This window comes from Leptolyngbya iicbica LK, from assembly GCF_004212215.1.
Lineage (GTDB): Bacteria > Cyanobacteriota > Cyanobacteriia > Phormidesmidales > Phormidesmidaceae > Halomicronema > Halomicronema iicbica.
Genome location: NZ_QVFV01000004.1, coordinates 121,815 through 136,770, shown reverse-complemented (window position 1 = coordinate 136,770; position 14,956 = coordinate 121,815). Strand labels below are relative to the sequence as shown.

The following is a 14,956-nucleotide window of genomic DNA, read 5'->3' as shown; positions in this document are numbered from 1 at the left end:
TGCTTGACGAAGACTGAAACTGACGTGAATTTGATGAGCAGTCTCAGCCCGTTTTTGCCCCTGAATATGAGCACTATGACTCACAAAAGCCAGGATTTGAAGCCTTTCTCCGCTTGGCAAAAAGATTTGTAGAGAGGGCAAAAAGCAGCCTGTCGAACTGATATGGAAACTGCTTATCGCACCAGAGATCAATCAGTCAAACGCTCAAAAACCGCTCACTAACTAATTTAGTGAGCGGTTCTTACTGGAGAGCGGCAACCGCTAAATTGCAGCATACCAACAATTAGTTGATAGCAAATCATGTGTGCCATCCAACCCATCTTTCAGATGAGCGAATATCAGACATTGACTGCCTAGCGAGTGCTGCCCACCAAGTCTTCGGCACGATTGCCATTCGTATCGGTGACCGGGCGTTGATCGGCCACCTGAGCTTCATCGATTTGCGTTTTGACGCGCGCAATCGAGAATACCAATAAGCCAAATACAGGTTTAGCCAACAAGTCCGCGATTGTGTAGCCGACCTGAACACCAACCGTGGCAGTCGCTCCGGCGATTCCCAGTTCTGGCAGCAAGTAGGCGATCGGATAAACGCCCCAAGAGAATAACAGCAGAAACCGCATGCCATTGAGCAGTGTCTTCACCCGTCGATCTTGGCGCTCGACCGCTTGGCTCAACTCGGTCCAGAGAATGAACAGGATATACAGGAAAGGTAGCGTGCTAACTGCGCCCCAAATCGCTCGCGTCGTAATCGAATCGGCCACTTCGCCGACATATCCGGTGCCAATCATCAACACGGCAGCGGTCGCCAATTTGATCAGCAGTGGACGCGCGACTTCTTTACTCAGGGCTAGCACGGCTACTGCTTCGATTAGCAGCAAGGGCACTGTCAATAACCAATCGACGTATCGATAAGCATCGTTAAACAGTTCTTCAGTTGCTAGATAGGTACTCCCTTGTAGAGCATATGCGGCTTCCCAACTATTAAAGATTCGGAAATAGTGGTAGCCGGCGATGCTGACAACTACACCGGAAATGATGACAGCGACTTGATATTTGCGTCCAACTTGAGACTTAGCATTGAAGAAAAATAACGCGGCTGCAAACATAGCCGCAATGCACAAAGAAAATGCATTATAGACAAGACTAAATTGATTAGCGGTCAATTCAGTTGGCACTGATGCAATAGTGATGTATTCCATACTCCTTTTGAAACTATCTACAGAAATGAGTGGCACTTGACATTAACAAAGCCATTCATTGGATTGACTATCAAATGCCTCATAAATTGCCGAAACAGTCCGATATATATAAGCCGACTTCGCTGCTTATGCAGTGAATGGAAACTCCAAAAAAGTCTTAAATCAGCAAAGTTACGAGGCAAAATTCAGGTGACGGTTACAGCCTAAAAAAGATAACTAAAATTTATTTGCATCTTGTGATGGAAATCAGGTTATAACCTTGGGCTGAGATCTGCGATCGCTCCATCGATAACGCAACACCTGATTGAGTGATCAACACCCAGGCGAGTCTCTGCCAAGCAGTCGGCCCACCCGACGAAAAGGGAAAACCGCTCCCCAATCCCAAACGGTTCTCTGTGGCATCGCTCCATTCACCGATCCCTTCATGCAGAGATAGGCTGGCAAATTCCGGCCAGCGTCTCGCCTCGCGGCGCACGATAATGACGAGAGTCAGGATTTGTCTGGTGTGTGACACCATCGGCTGTGCTCTTGTTCAGTTACAGGTGGTAGATCGGACCGATGCGACGGTTACTGATTGCCCAAAAGCCTTGGCAAGAGCGGGCACGGCGACCTGTCTGCGACAACAGGACTTTGACCAATAATCTTTCCTGTTAACGCCCATCAAAAATGCTGAGCGGATCGGCAACTGTAGCCAAGCAATTGAATCATAGAATCCAATCAATCTCTGCATTTCTTTGCATCGAGTTCAATCGATGTAGGGCTTTTGGTCTGCAACCAGTCTCAGATTACGGTCCGGGATGGATTGCTGCCAGTCGTTTATCTGTTGATAAGTACTTTTATTATGGCGATCGCTCAAGTTCCCTGGCTCACCCTACTGCTGCTGTTACCGCTAGTAGCAGCGTTGTTTACCCCTCTGATCCCCAAGGCTGATAATTACTACTGGGCTCGTTGGTACGCTGTCGGAGTGGGCGGTTTGGAACTCGTGCTCATGAGCCTGCTCTTCTGGACTCACTACGACGCCACCAATGCCGAATTTCAAATTGTCGAAAGCTTTACTTGGCTGCCTACTCTCGGACTGAACTGGACGGTGTCAGTGGATGGTTTGTCTGCTCCTCTGGTGTTGTTGGCCTGCTTTGTGACGACCCTCGCCATGGCTGCAGCCTGGCGGGTTAATCGTCGTCCTCGACTGTTTTTTGCCCTCATGCTGGTGCTCTACGCCGCACAAATTGGCGTCTTTGTCGCGCAAGACCTGCTGCTGTTTTTCATTATGTGGGAGGTGGAACTCGTCCCCGTCTATTTATTAGTCAGCATTTGGGGTGGGCAAAACCGTCGCTATGCGGCCACTAAGTTTTTGATTTATACGGCGGCGGCTTCCATCTTCATTTTGGTGGCGGCTCTGGCGATGGCCTTCTATGGCGATTGGGTGACGTTTGATATTGCCCAGCTGCATCTCAAGTCTTTTCCGCTATCGCTCGAACTGCTGCTCTATGCAGGATTGCTATTTGCTTTTGGGGTGAAGCTGGCGATTTTCCCCTTTCACACCTGGCTACCCGATGCCCACGGGGAAGCGTCGTCGCCAGTTTCAATGATCTTGGCAGGTGTGCTGTTAAAGATGGGTGGCTATGGCTTAATTCGCATCAACCTTGAGCTGTTACCCCATGCCCATGTCTACTTTGCGCCGATCCTGGCGATATTGGGCGTCGTTAACATCATCTATGGCGGGCTGAATTCCTTTGCCCAGACCAATATGAAACGCCGTTTGGCCTTCTCCTCAGTCTCTCATATGGGCTTTGTGCTGCTGGGCATTGCCTCGTTTACCGATTTAGGGATTAGCGGCGCGCTCCTGCAAATGCTCTCGCACGGACTGATTGCATCGGTGCTGTTCTTCCTGGCTGGGGTGACCTACGATCGCACCCACACCATGATGATGAACGAGATGAGCGACATTGGTCAGGCATTGCCCAAGGTCTTTACGCTCTTTACGGCGGCAGCGATGGCTTCGTTAGCGTTGCCCGGCATGAGTGGCTTTGCCAGTGAGGTGGCAGTCTTCGTCGGATTTACGACCAGTAGCGCTTATAGTGATCCTTTTCGCATCGCGATCGTCGCGCTCTCGGCGGTGGGCTTGATTTTGACGCCAGTATATTTGCTCACGATGCTAAAGCAGGTGTTTTACGGAGCTAAAACCTTGCCGATGTGCGATGTCGTCCCCTTCTGCGATGTCAATGATTTGGATCTCAAAATCCAGGGCAATGAAGAGCCCTCTTGTTTTGGGAACAATTGCGATTTGCCGATTCAGGCGAAATTTGATGACGCTGGCCCCCGCGAGATTCTGATCGCCATGTGCTTTCTCGCGTTGATTGTGGGCATTGGCTTTTATCCCAAGCTGGTAATGCAGATGTATGACGCCAAAACGGTGGCGGTCAACACCTCGGTCCAGCAGGTGTATCAGGAAGTCGCGCAGACCAAACCACAACTGTATGCCGAAATTCTGCGATCATTGGTTTGAGACAGCAAAACCCGCGATGATGTGAGCTGCCTCCGAATGTTTAAGGCAGCTCAGGGTCGTTCTCACAAGCGGGTTGTGTCAGTTACCGCTCGATCTGACGGCAAGCCAAGACAGCGAGTTAGCGCGCAGATCCGGTGCTCGTGCTGCGCCCACCCTATTTACCTTTGTGGGCAACGGTTAACACCACTCGGCTCATAATGCGACCATCTTCGAGTTTTTGCAGACTAAACTCGCCGCCGACCTGTTTGATCAGCGTATTGCAAATGCTGAAGTGCAGCCCAGGTGGGATATCCAGCAAAGACGGCACCAATATATCGTCGGGGCGGCCATGCTTCAAATCTTTGAGCAGTTGACGGGGAATGTCGCCGTCGTCGGTGATGGCAAGTTCCATATGGGTGCGCTCTAGAGGACGGCACCAAATATCTAACCGACCGTGTTCGGGCGATCGCTGGCAAGCAGCGACCATCAGCTCATAGAGGACAAATTCAATCTTTTCGAGATCCCCAGCAATAATGACATTGCTTTCGTTATGGACCTTGGCCCAAAGGTGTTGGGATTGAATCAGCGGATTCACCCGATCCATCAATCGATTCAGCAAGCTAATGAGAGGGGTAGTTTGCTGATGTTTGCGCAGTTCCCACGTTTCCTGGGTGACGACATTTTCGATGCCATTGGTCAGGGTGTTGAGTTGGCGCACCAGTTGCAGCTGGCGCTGCGCCGTCAATCCTTTGCCCTGGGTAATGGGATCACTCAAGCGGCTGAGGTTAACTTTGAGTTGACGATGGGCTTCGTTGAGGCGCTGATGCTTGTACCAATTCAAAGCTTCTAGTGATTCTTGGCGTTCGAGCAGCAAGTCCACAATGTCGAGGTGACGGCGCGACCAGGCCAATTGTCGAGCTAACACAGACACTAACGTCAGTTGATGGTTGCTCCAGCGGCGATCGCCGCGATCGGCCACAATCCAAACCCCATTCGGCACATGTTTATCCGCAGTCTTTAAGGCCACTAATAAAAATTTGCTGTTGGGCGGTCCAGTAATCCACGCACGAGTGTCTGGGGGAAAATCTTCCCAGGTGACGGGGAGCGGTCCATCGGTTTGTTGCGCCCAGTTGATAATGGCATCGGAGCTGAGGGGAATCACGCTGTCTTGATCGGCCCCAAAATCGACATGACGTGAGATGACGCGCCCTACCTTGGCGTGGTGGTCACCCACTTGCCAATTCACCAGAGCCACGAGTGGCGCATCCAGCACGTCGCTGAGATATTGACAGGCCGACTCTTCCAGCTGCTCTAGATGAAAGGTTTGCTGGAGCGTGCGCAGCCCCCACTGAATGGAGCTGTAGAGGTCTTCTTGCTGATTGGTTTGTTGCTGTAGTTGCCACTGTCGCAGAATGAGGCTAATTTGCTGGGCCACTTGCTGCAATAGGTGCCCGGCAGCGGTTGACCATTGTCGGGGATGGGGACTCGCGACCAGAATGATGCCTTCGGGCACATTGCCCGGGGTCACATTGCAAGCTAAGACGCTCTGTAAATCGAGAGCCTCAAAATTTTCTCGCCAGGCTAGCAGCTTGAGATCGTTAGCCAGGTCGTTGATGGCGATCGCCGTTGGGCTGTCTTCCAACATTTGCCAATCGACCTCATCGAGGGCGGGCCAAGCCGATGACACCCGCTTGCGGGGCAGCGTACGCTTTTGAAACATGACCTGATAGCCATCATGCTCAGCGTCGTGCATCAGCACCAAAAATTGCTGCGCATCCAGGGTTTGGCAAAGATTCTCGCCACACATTTCGAGGGTTTGGTGCCAGTCAGACTCGCTTTGAATGCTCCGCACCACGCCCGTGAGCAACTGCATTTCCTGCTCTGACTGCCGCTGCACCTCAGCCGCTGAAACCGTCGGCATCATCAACCCGGCCAGGTTAGCCACGGTTTTGCAATAACTGCGGCTGTCGTCTGACCACACTTGGGCAAGGTCGCTTTCCACGCTAATAAAGCCGAGCAGACTCCCTTGTTCAAGAATCGGGACCACAATCAGAGCTTCTGCCTTCAGCAATTGCAAAAAGCGATCGGGCAGCGCCGCCGTATTGGCACTCTGGGCTTCGCCCACGACTAAGGGCTGCTGCTTGCTCAACAACTGATACACCCCGCGAATCTCGCTCACGGGCATGACCAAACCCGGCGCATCGATCGTGTAGCATTTGGGCGCACGGGCCTGTTTGGTGCGGAGGATCAGTCTTTCCCAAAACTCAAATTTGTCGGGCTCTAGCCAAAAGACTCGTACGCGATCGGGTCGCACAAACCCGGCAATGGATTGAGCGATTTTGATCAGTTGGGTGTCGCGATCGTCACTGGTTTGTAATTGGTCGATTAAGCTCGCTAGAGCCACCCCCGGATCTTTGCGTTGCTCAGTCTGCAGCGTTTGCTCACGCTTGTGCAAGACATCGGCTAGGGCACTACAAATGGTGGAGATAAAGGTGCGATCGCTATTGGTAATGCCCTGGCCCCAGTGCTCAGAGCCCATAATGAGCAAACCGTAACAAATGTCTCGATGGCGGACGGGGAAAATAAGCGCCCCTTGAATCGCCAGCTGCTGCGCCATTTCGTTCCACGCGGCGATCCGCGGCTCAATGCGCAAATCGTTAATGATGAGCGGCCGCTGTTGAATGACCACCTGCTCCATTAAGTCGCCAGGGGCCAGCGCAAATGTGCTCTTGAGCGATCGATGCGGCTTGGGGGCCAAAAATCCTTGGCTGACGACTTGATGCTGCACCCGCTCGTACAGGCCAAACCACAGCAGCGAATAGTGCAGTTCTTCTTTGAGGTTATCTAGCAGTGAGGAAACCAGACGATCTAAGTCTTCGGTTTCTCGCAGCAGCTTCAAAATTCTTGCTAAAGCCGCTAGACGCCTTTCAGGATTGGGGCTAGGTAGAGTCGAAACCATGACTTGATGTGGTTAGCGAATGGAGGGGCCGACTTAACCAAGCAAGTTGAGGTCGGTCAAATCAACGTCACATGATCTAAAACTTGCGGAGTGGCCCAGGGGTTGGATGATCAGCAGTTAGCTCCACTTGGACGGCCTTTGCAGTGAAAGGCCCGCCTTAAGAGTATCCGAAAATTCAGCGAGTCAATGCTAGTCATTACAAATTCCTAGCAAATCGGCACAAAGATGCAGCCATTAAGGGATTATTCACTTTCTTGCATCACTCATCAGGCAAACTTTTGACCAGGGCAAAATCACTAAACCCTGGCTCAGTATAGAGACAAGCCGCCGAACGGTTTGCCATGAATGTTACTCAGCCAGAGCAATCGGCAGCAAGCCGCACTGAATCATCGGCACCCTGAGATGACCACGACTTTTCCGGGCCTTTTGCGTTGCTATCCCCTTTTTTCCACACAAGCGGTGAACTTGGCCGAGTCAGGGCTTATTGGCCAGCGCTTACCGCTACACTAGCAGCGGTAAGTCGGTGAAGCGGATCGGGTGCCGCAGGCTGACTAGCGATGAGCGGCGAGCGAGGCAGCAACAGCGGTCCTAAACCTGCGGGGGCGATCGGCTGAACCGGATCACAGCGCGAGTCTCTGGAAAGCACAACCGGCGATCGCCTTCGGATCGTCGATCAATCCGCCTGTTGTCGTTGGGGGTACCCAGGGCGCAATGTTGAGTCCGGGTCTCAGCATCCATCGCTCAACCTCCGAGCTAGAATCCCCTTCGCAATCTCGTCACCCTCCCCTGAAATGGGCGGTTATGGGCTTGCCGCTTTCTGAGCGCCTGATGAGGCAACTCGTTCAATCCACAAGAGAGGCATCATGGTCGATTGGTATCAGCAGTTAGCGCGGCCATTACTGTTTTATGGCGTGCAGATCGATCCGGAGTGGCTACACCAGCGCACTTTAGAATTGCTGAAAGGCGCGGCTCAGCCCGCAGCGACCCAGCAACCTCGCTTATATCGGCAGCTCCAAGGTTGGCTCTCGCAGCGATGTCGATACGAAGATGCGCGCTTGGCACAATCGCTTTGGGGGCTAACGTTTGCCAATCCCCTGGGCTTAGCGGCGGGATTTGATAAAGATGGTCTGGCCGCGCCAGCCTGGTCCATGCTGGGCTTTGGTTATGCCGAACTCGGCACGGTGACGTATCACACTCAACCGGGGAATCCCAAACCGCGACTCTTTCGGTTGCCCCGCGATCGCGCGGCCATTAATCGCATGGGCTTTAACAATGAGGGAGCGGCGCAATTAGCGACTCGTTTGCAGCACTATTGGCAACAACAAGCGTCGCCGATTCCCATCGGCATCAATTTAGGCAAATCCAAAGTCACGCCTCTAGAGCACGCGGTAGAGGACTATGTGGAGAGTTTTCGACTGCTCAAGACGTTGGGAGACTATTTTGTGGTGAATGTGTCTTCCCCCAATACGCCGGGACTGCGATCGCTGCAGGCCAGCGAGAGTTTGGGGCCGATTCTCGCGGCTTTGCAGGCCGAAAATACTGGGGCCAAACCACTGTTGGTGAAAATTGCCCCTGACCTGGAATGGGAGGCGATCGCCGAGGTGCTGGCCCTGGCCCAAGAACATCATTTAGCAGGCATGATCGCCACGAATACCACCATTCAGCGATCGGGGCTCAAGACTGACCGCATCTTACAAACTGGGAATCGGGTGACCGAAGAACCGGGCGGTTTGAGCGGTGCGCCCTTGCGCCAGAGAGCGACCGAGGTAATTCGCTTTCTGCACCAAAAGAGTCAGGGCCAAATGCCGATCATCGGTGTGGGGGGCATTTTTACCGCTGAGGATGCTTGGGAAAAGCTGAACGCGGGCGCGAGTCTGCTACAGGTTTATACCGGGTGGATTTATGGCGGCCCCGAAATGGTGCGGCGAGTCCTCATGGGCCTTACCCAACAGCTCGATCACCATCAACTCAGCACGCTATCAGAGGCGATCGGGCAAAACCTGCCTTTCATTGCCGACTGAGCGTTCTTCGGTATCACCCCTCGGCCAATCCTTTGCTGAAACGGATCTTCGACTCAAGGATGCAGTCGGATTTTATTGCGAAAATTCTGACGCCACCAGCATGGAGCCGATGCCCGTGTCGCTGAAGATTTCCAGCAGGAGGGCGTGGTTAATGCGACCGTCGAGAATGTGGGTGGCTTTGACGCCTTGGGCCAGCGATCGCACGCAGCACTGCACCTTGGGAATCATGCCCCCGGCTACCACACCCTCATCAATCAGCTGACGCGCTTCGCGGATGTCGAGTTTCGGCAAGAGGGTGCTGGGGTCTTTGTAGTCGCGCAAAATGCCCCGCGTATCGGTCAGCAGGATCAACTTTTCGGCGTTTAGGGCGGCGGCGAGTTCTCCGGCGACGGTGTCCGCATTGATGTTGTAAGCTTGGCCGCTGTCGTCCGACGCCACGCTGGAGATCACGGGAATGTAGCCGTCTTCTACCAGGGCTTTGACCAGACCCGGTTCAATGTTGGTGACATCGCCCACGAACCCGACATCGGCATTGCCCTGCGATCGCGCGGTGATCAAGTTGCCGTCTTTGCCACAGAGGCCCACGGCTTGCCCGCCGGCCTGGTTAATCAGCGAGACGAGTTCTTTGTTGACGCGCCCCACCAGCACCATTTCCACCACATCCATCGTCGGCGCATCGGTGACCCGCAGACCGTCTTTAAATTGGGGCTCGATGTTGAGTTTGGTCAGCCAGGTGTTAATTTCCGGGCCGCCGCCGTGCACCACGACGGGCCGCATTCCCACGCAAGCCATGAAGACAATGTCCCGCACCACACTTTCTTTCAGGGTGCCGTCTTTCATCGCCGCGCCGCCGTATTTAACGACAACAGTGCGCCCCCGAAACTTCTGGATGTAGGGCAGCGCCTCGCTCAAGATACGAACGCGATCAACATCGGTTTCTAAAATGCCGCTGGGGGGGTCGGAAAGGTTGGTCATGGTTTTGGCAGGAATTCGTTTCCGTAGTGTATCAACCGTCGGTGGGAACGGCGGATGGCGGCGGCAGAATGAGATCGCGCAAGCGCTCCACCAGGCGATCGCAAATCGCCTCGGTCGGTTCCCCAGCGGCGACCGTGAGGTGAATGTCGGCCTGGGCGTAAAGGGACTGGCGATCGCTCAACAGTTGGGCCAGATGCGCTTGCCAATCCGGACGTTGCAGCAGCGGACGGCTGGCATCCCCTTGTAGACGGCGCACCAGTTCCTCCACAGGCACGTCAATCCAGGCGACAACGCCCTGACGCAGATGCCACCAATTTTCTTGATTCAAGACAATGCCGCCCCCCGTCGCAATCACCATCCGCGTGTAGGGCGATAGCTGACTGAGCACTTGACTTTCCAGAGCCCGAAATTCTGCCTCCCCGGATGAGGCAAAAATTTCCGGAATCGGCTGCTGGGCCGCTTGCTCGATCACCGTATCGGTGTCACAAAAGCGATAGCCCAGCTTAGCCGCCATCACCTGCCCAAGGGTCGATTTGCCTGCCCCCATCATGCCGACGAGGTAGAGGTTGGCTCCTCTCAGGAGATCTAGCGCGGAGGAATCTGACATCCAAATCTAAGGGGTAAAACGAGTGCAATGGCCTTACCGTATCAGAGATTAGGAAGCGCGATCGCCCCCATTGCCCCCATCTTCTGAAGGCTGATAGGGGGGAATAATCACGCGATAGTCGGCATCGTAGACCTGGTCATCATCCTGATTCGCATCATCCGGCGGCGCGTAAATGGAGTCGCGCCGATTTGCCCGATCTACGCCCTCATACTTGGCCGCATAGGCCGTGTCTGAGAGGGGGTTGTCGGGGGAGTCCCAATCTTCCCAACCGTCCTCGATTTCGTCCAACGTATCTTGCACCTCGCTGCCACCGGGGGGGACGTATACCGTCTCACGGGCCGACTCATCCCACCCTTTATCGAGGTCGTGAATAGTGGCTTCGGCTTTGTCGCGATCGCGCTTTTGTCCTCGCTCCAGATACTCATCTTCGGGCCGATTGCCGCTCGCGTCGGCCCAATCGTTCCAAGCGCTGGGTTTGTTGCGCTGACCCCAAGCCTGCCAATCTTCCGCCGCCACGGCATTGCTCGGTGGCGGGCCACTGGGACGCGATCGCGACTCTTGACGAGGCTCCTGAGGCGGTTCATTACGGGGATTTTGACGGGGGCGCTGGGCCTCGTCACGTCGAAAGAAATCCTGGGGCGATCGCACATTCCACCGTCGGTTACGCTGCTGTGACGTGCCATCATACGAACGTCCAGCATCGGGATGGGGCGGCATATCGGGCTGCACAGTCCACTGCCGACGGCGCGATCGCGGTGGGGCGGCAGTGCCCAGGTTGGTCAGGTAAAGGATCGCGATCGCGGTGAGAGCGCCCAGGGCGATCGCGGCCACCAGCCACACGCCCAACGGCAACGTCACTGAGCGGAATCCTAAGAAGCTGAGAGCCAGCAATGGCGTCGAATTCTGCCAAGCCAGAATCACGAGAATCGCGACGATGAGCGCGACGAGCACGAGTTTGGGGGCTTGTTTTCCCATGGTGGGAACCTCTCCACGGCGATCCCCCCTATCCTAAAACCTGGTTGGCTTCGGTAACTGTCTTTCTCCACAACTCAGTGCTACCAGTCATGGCTAGCGCGAAACAAATACCAGTCTTTGGCCACAGGGGCAAAGAAATGACCCGTATGACCAAAGGGACTGCCCTGATCGTTGGGCTGATAGGCAAAACCATGGGGGGCCGCCCAAAAACCGTGAAATCCCGTCTGAAAATAGACGCTACCGCCACTATCCGCCGCATAGTAAGTCACGTAGTACACCCCCAGACGCTCATTGAGCGGAAACTCACTGAAATTTTGATCCGTCACGGGGGCATCAGCTAGACGGGCAGTGAACGCCGGTTTTGACAACCCAAAAGCGACTCGCATGGGCCAGTGGTGAGAGAGGGCGACGTAGGTAAAGACAACGAAAATTGCCGTGGCGATCGCCACCCGTTTCAGCGGATAGGCACGAGGTTTGGGAACTATCGTCCGCGCTCGACGGCGCGATCGAGTGACAGCGCGCCACCCCCAAACAATCACGCCCACTACGCTGAAGAACACCGCCACCGCTAATGCCAACATCCCCAGAATGATGGTCCAGAACATAGCCTCGCCCAAGCGTCCCGGCCACACACCGCACCACAGCAACACCAAGCAGTACAGGTCAAGTCCCAATAACGCAATCAAGCCACTCAGCCGCATCATGAGGGCTCGGGTGTGGTCGCTAACCAGTCAGCAAAAACGTTGCGGTCATGCTCCATCAGCCAGGCCATAGCGTCATCACGGTTGAGCGATCGCCGCACTTGCGCAAACTGGTATCGCCCCTGGGGCACATCGCACTGATAGATAAACCGACCGTTGATCGGTTGAATGCTGATTTTATAGGCGTCATCAGTGAGGTTGCAGCCTCCCCGACTTTCAATTTCAGTGAGCAGTTGTTCCGCCATTGCCTGATCAATGCGATCGCCGTCCGCCGGATTCAATACGGGAAAAAAGCTCTCCGCACTTGCTTCAATAATCCCCTCTAGCCCTTCGCGGCTCATCTCCCTCTGACTTTGCCCCGCTTCTTGACCTCGCATTCTGGCTTCACGGGGGTCTTCACTCGGCGCGGTGTAGACGATTTTGCCTTGGCGACCATCGTAGGCTCTCGCCCCCATCCCATGAGTGCTGGGTTTATAGGTACCGCCCTCCACCACCAAATCAACAATGAGCTTGGCAATGCGCTTTTTCTGCTTCTTTTGGCCGAGGTTGACAATTTTTGACGGATTCCATTGGCTGACTTTTTGATCGCGTTGCGCGGCGGCGGCCTGTTGCCAATCGCTCGTGCTGGGCGCGGGGGGCTGAGCCGCTGGCGGTGCAGAGTCCGGACGACTCGACGGCGGCCCCTCAGTTGGCGGGTCAACCGTCGGCACAACCTGTTCAAAAATCCCTAATCCGGCGTCGATGAACGCTTGCAACTTATCGGAGCGAGTCACTTGAGCAAAGGTGTTGATGCCGCCACCATAGAGTAGATATGAGTCGCTGCCCCACAGCCGCAGGCGTTGGGACTGGCCCAGCAGATAGCCCAACAAAGTCGGAGTAAACCAGGCCCGAACAGCCTCGTCATTCTGGTTATGCCCTTGCAGCCAAAAGCGATTCGCAAAAGCTGGATAACTGTCGAACTGGATCGGGGATGCGCCGACATGCATATCGGTCGGTTCGAGGGCAAAGGCGGGACTCTGGAGAGCGGGCGATCGCATCAACACATACACCCCACTGTTCGACCGGGTATGGCCAGTACCGGGATTGCTCTGGAGTTCAAACACGGTGATGGCGACTCCATGACGCTCCCCTTCCAGGGCATAGAGAATAGTGTGCGATCGCCCTAAACTGAACAGGGGAATCTCCCGCAACATCCGTGACAGCGATGATTTGGAGATGCGATCGGATAAGCCCAACGCCTGCCCCACGGTTTTGACGCGGGCCGACTGATCCGCCCGATGATTTTGCGCCCAGCGACGACAGAAGATCCCCACCGCCACGGGCACCACCACCGCCAATACCATCAGCACAACAAATCCTGTCACGATGCCTTCTCCCGCATCCTTGGCGTTAATCACTACATGCGTTTGCCTGTGTCCAAGATGCCCAGCTGGGCCAAATCGGTTGCACATCACAGCGCCAAAACTTTTGCCCCGCTTCCCAGGTGAGAGTCACACGCGGTAACATTTAAGATTGCTGCTGCGCTTGCTCAACTCATCGGTTTGCCATGACTACTGCTCCTCGTCGCTATCACGTCACCACCTTCGGCTGTCAGATGAACAAAGCCGACTCCGAACGGATGGCCGGAATTTTGGACGATATGGGCTTGCAGTGGGAAGCCGATCCTTATCAAGCCGACGTCGTTCTGTATAACACCTGCACCATTCGCGACAACGCGGAGCAAAAGGTCTACTCCTACTTAGGACGGCAGGCTAAGCGCAAGCAAGAGAAACCCGACCTGACGCTGATTGTGGCGGGCTGTGTCGCCCAGCAAGAAGGCGAAGCTCTGCTGCGTCGCGTGCCCGAACTCGATTTAGTCATGGGGCCACAACACGCCAACCGTCTGCAAGATTTGTTGGAACAGGTGATGGACGGCAACCAGGTCGTGGCGACCGAACCCATCCACATTATGGAAGACATTACCAAACCCCGCCGCGATAGTCAGGTCACCGCTTGGGTAAATGTCATTTATGGCTGCAACGAGCGCTGCACCTATTGCGTCGTGCCTGGGGTGCGCGGCGTCGAGCAATCTCGCACCCCGGAAGCCATTCGCGCTGAAATGGAAGCGTTGGGGCAACAGGGCTATAAAGAAATCACCCTACTCGGGCAAAACATCGATGCCTATGGTCGCGATTTGCCTGGCGTGACCGCTGAGGGACGACGGCAAAATACCCTCACCGATTTGCTCTACTACGTTCATGATGTCCCCGGCATCGAGCGCATTCGCTTTGCGACCAGCCATCCCCGCTACTTTACTGAGCGGCTGATCAAGGCTTGCGCTGAACTCCCCAAGGTGTGCGAGCATTTCCACATTCCCTTTCAGTCCGGCGATAACGATGTGCTGAAGGCGATGGCCCGAGGCTATACCCACGAAAAATATCGCCGCATTATCGACACCATTCGCGAATACATGCCCGATGCGTCAATCAGCGCCGACGCGATCGTGGGCTTCCCCGGCGAGACCGAGGAACAGTTTCAAAAAACGATGCAGTTGACTGAGGATATCGGCTTTGACATGCTCAACACGGCGGCATATTCTCCTCGCCCCAATACCCCAGCAGCAGTGTGGGAAAATCAGCTCAGTGAAGAGGTGAAGAGCGATCGCCTCCAACGACTCAACCATCTGGTGAATGTGAAAGCCGCCGAGCGATCTCAGCGGTATCGCGATCGCATTGAAGAAGTTCTGGTCGAAGACGTGAATCCCAAAGATCCCACTCAGGTTATGGGCCGCACTCGTGGGAACCGCCTCACCTTCTTTGCTGGCGATATCAACCAGCTCAAAGGCCAACTCGTTAAAGTTCAAATCACCGAAATCCGTGCCTTTAGCCTCACTGGCGAACAGCTCATTCCAGTCGTTGCTTAGAGCATCCGGCATCATCTACTCATCAGTTCCGGAATTGCCCGCCGCCCTGACGTGAAGCGACGTAGTTGATAACCCACCGCATGGTGATTCTGCTGAGGTCAGAGTCTTCAATCCATCAGTTCGTCAGAACAT

At 54.7% G+C, this 14,956-nt stretch carries 11 protein-coding genes; 3 read left to right on the top strand and 8 right to left on the bottom strand.

Annotation, left to right across the window (positions count from 1 at the left end; all coding sequences use genetic code 11):
* Nucleotides 1–353: 353 nt before the first annotated feature.
* Nucleotides 354–1,199, bottom strand: a complete 846-nt coding sequence (locus DYY88_RS16375; RefSeq protein ID WP_044151149.1) for a bacteriorhodopsin-like — start codon at nucleotides 1,197–1,199, stop codon at nucleotides 354–356.
* 223 nt (nucleotides 1,200–1,422) lie between these two features.
* Nucleotides 1,423–1,716, bottom strand: coding sequence for a hypothetical protein (locus DYY88_RS16370; RefSeq protein ID WP_039726396.1), 294 nt, complete (start codon nucleotides 1,714–1,716; stop codon nucleotides 1,423–1,425).
* A gap of 324 nt (nucleotides 1,717–2,040) precedes the next feature.
* On the opposite strand from DYY88_RS16370, the gene DYY88_RS16365 reads away from it, so the two are divergent.
* Nucleotides 2,041–3,705 carry an NAD(P)H-quinone oxidoreductase subunit 4 gene (locus tag DYY88_RS16365; RefSeq protein ID WP_039726395.1) on the top strand — a complete coding sequence of 555 codons (1,665 nt, stop codon included), beginning with the start codon at nucleotides 2,041–2,043 and terminating at the stop codon, nucleotides 3,703–3,705.
* A gap of 154 nt (nucleotides 3,706–3,859) precedes the next feature.
* Here the strand turns inward: DYY88_RS16365 and DYY88_RS16360 are convergent, their stop codons facing one another.
* Nucleotides 3,860–6,643: a GAF domain-containing protein gene (locus DYY88_RS16360; protein ID WP_072041316.1), complete on the bottom strand. Its 2,784-nt coding sequence runs from the start codon at nucleotides 6,641–6,643 to the stop codon at nucleotides 3,860–3,862.
* A gap of 863 nt (nucleotides 6,644–7,506) precedes the next feature.
* On the opposite strand from DYY88_RS16360, the gene DYY88_RS16355 reads away from it, so the two are divergent.
* Nucleotides 7,507–8,664 carry a quinone-dependent dihydroorotate dehydrogenase gene (locus DYY88_RS16355; RefSeq protein WP_039726393.1) on the top strand — a complete coding sequence of 386 codons (1,158 nt, stop codon included), beginning with the start codon at nucleotides 7,507–7,509 and terminating at the stop codon, nucleotides 8,662–8,664.
* A 72-nt stretch (nucleotides 8,665–8,736) separates the two neighbouring features.
* Here DYY88_RS16355 and argB read toward each other — a convergent pair whose 3' ends face one another.
* The 5 genes from argB to DYY88_RS16330 form a co-directional block, all read right to left on the bottom strand.
* A complete protein-coding gene (gene argB, locus DYY88_RS16350; RefSeq protein ID WP_039726392.1) occupies nucleotides 8,737–9,639 on the bottom strand; it encodes an acetylglutamate kinase in 903 nt (300 codons plus the stop codon).
* 31 nt (nucleotides 9,640–9,670) lie between these two features.
* Entirely contained in the window at nucleotides 9,671–10,246 is a 576-nt protein-coding gene (locus DYY88_RS16345; RefSeq protein WP_039726391.1) for a shikimate kinase, read from the bottom strand.
* Nucleotides 10,247–10,294: 48 nt separating this feature from the next.
* Nucleotides 10,295–11,221 (bottom strand): LapA family protein, encoded by a 927-nt coding sequence (locus DYY88_RS16340; RefSeq protein WP_039726390.1) that lies wholly within the window; start codon nucleotides 11,219–11,221, stop codon nucleotides 10,295–10,297.
* Between the two features lie 80 nt (nucleotides 11,222–11,301).
* Nucleotides 11,302–11,925: a cytochrome c oxidase subunit II gene (locus DYY88_RS16335; RefSeq protein ID WP_039726388.1), complete on the bottom strand. Its 624-nt coding sequence runs from the start codon at nucleotides 11,923–11,925 to the stop codon at nucleotides 11,302–11,304.
* On the bottom strand, nucleotides 11,922–13,286 hold the full coding sequence (locus tag DYY88_RS16330; RefSeq protein ID WP_130199484.1) for a hypothetical protein: 1,365 nt from the start codon (nucleotides 13,284–13,286) through the stop codon (nucleotides 11,922–11,924). Before DYY88_RS16330 ends, DYY88_RS16335 begins: the two co-directional genes overlap by 4 nt.
* 182 nt (nucleotides 13,287–13,468) lie before the next feature.
* Here DYY88_RS16330 and miaB point away from each other — a divergent pair, with 182 nt between their 5' ends.
* Nucleotides 13,469–14,824 (top strand): tRNA (N6-isopentenyl adenosine(37)-C2)-methylthiotransferase MiaB, encoded by a 1,356-nt coding sequence (gene miaB / locus DYY88_RS16325; RefSeq protein WP_039726386.1) that lies wholly within the window; start codon nucleotides 13,469–13,471, stop codon nucleotides 14,822–14,824.
* The last annotated feature ends 132 nt before the right edge of the window (nucleotides 14,825–14,956 follow it).

What these genes read in the sequence shown, in the direction of transcription:
- DYY88_RS16375 (WP_044151149.1), bottom strand. Translation starts at nt 1,199, where the DNA reads ATGGAATACATCACTATTGCATCAGTGCCAACTGAATTGACCGCTAAT.
- DYY88_RS16370 (WP_039726396.1), bottom strand. Translation starts at nt 1,716, where the DNA reads ATGGTGTCACACACCAGACAAATCCTGACTCTCGTCATTATCGTGCGC.
- DYY88_RS16365 (WP_039726395.1), top strand. Translation starts at nt 2,041, where the DNA reads ATGGCGATCGCTCAAGTTCCCTGGCTCACCCTACTGCTGCTGTTACCG.
- DYY88_RS16360 (WP_072041316.1), bottom strand. Translation starts at nt 6,643, where the DNA reads ATGGTTTCGACTCTACCTAGCCCCAATCCTGAAAGGCGTCTAGCGGCT.
- DYY88_RS16355 (WP_039726393.1), top strand. Translation starts at nt 7,507, where the DNA reads ATGGTCGATTGGTATCAGCAGTTAGCGCGGCCATTACTGTTTTATGGC.
- argB (WP_039726392.1), bottom strand. Translation starts at nt 9,639, where the DNA reads ATGACCAACCTTTCCGACCCCCCCAGCGGCATTTTAGAAACCGATGTT.
- DYY88_RS16345 (WP_039726391.1), bottom strand. Translation starts at nt 10,246, where the DNA reads ATGTCAGATTCCTCCGCGCTAGATCTCCTGAGAGGAGCCAACCTCTAC.
- DYY88_RS16340 (WP_039726390.1), bottom strand. Translation starts at nt 11,221, where the DNA reads ATGGGAAAACAAGCCCCCAAACTCGTGCTCGTCGCGCTCATCGTCGCG.
- DYY88_RS16335 (WP_039726388.1), bottom strand. Translation starts at nt 11,925, where the DNA reads ATGATGCGGCTGAGTGGCTTGATTGCGTTATTGGGACTTGACCTGTAC.
- miaB (WP_039726386.1), top strand. Translation starts at nt 13,469, where the DNA reads ATGACTACTGCTCCTCGTCGCTATCACGTCACCACCTTCGGCTGTCAG.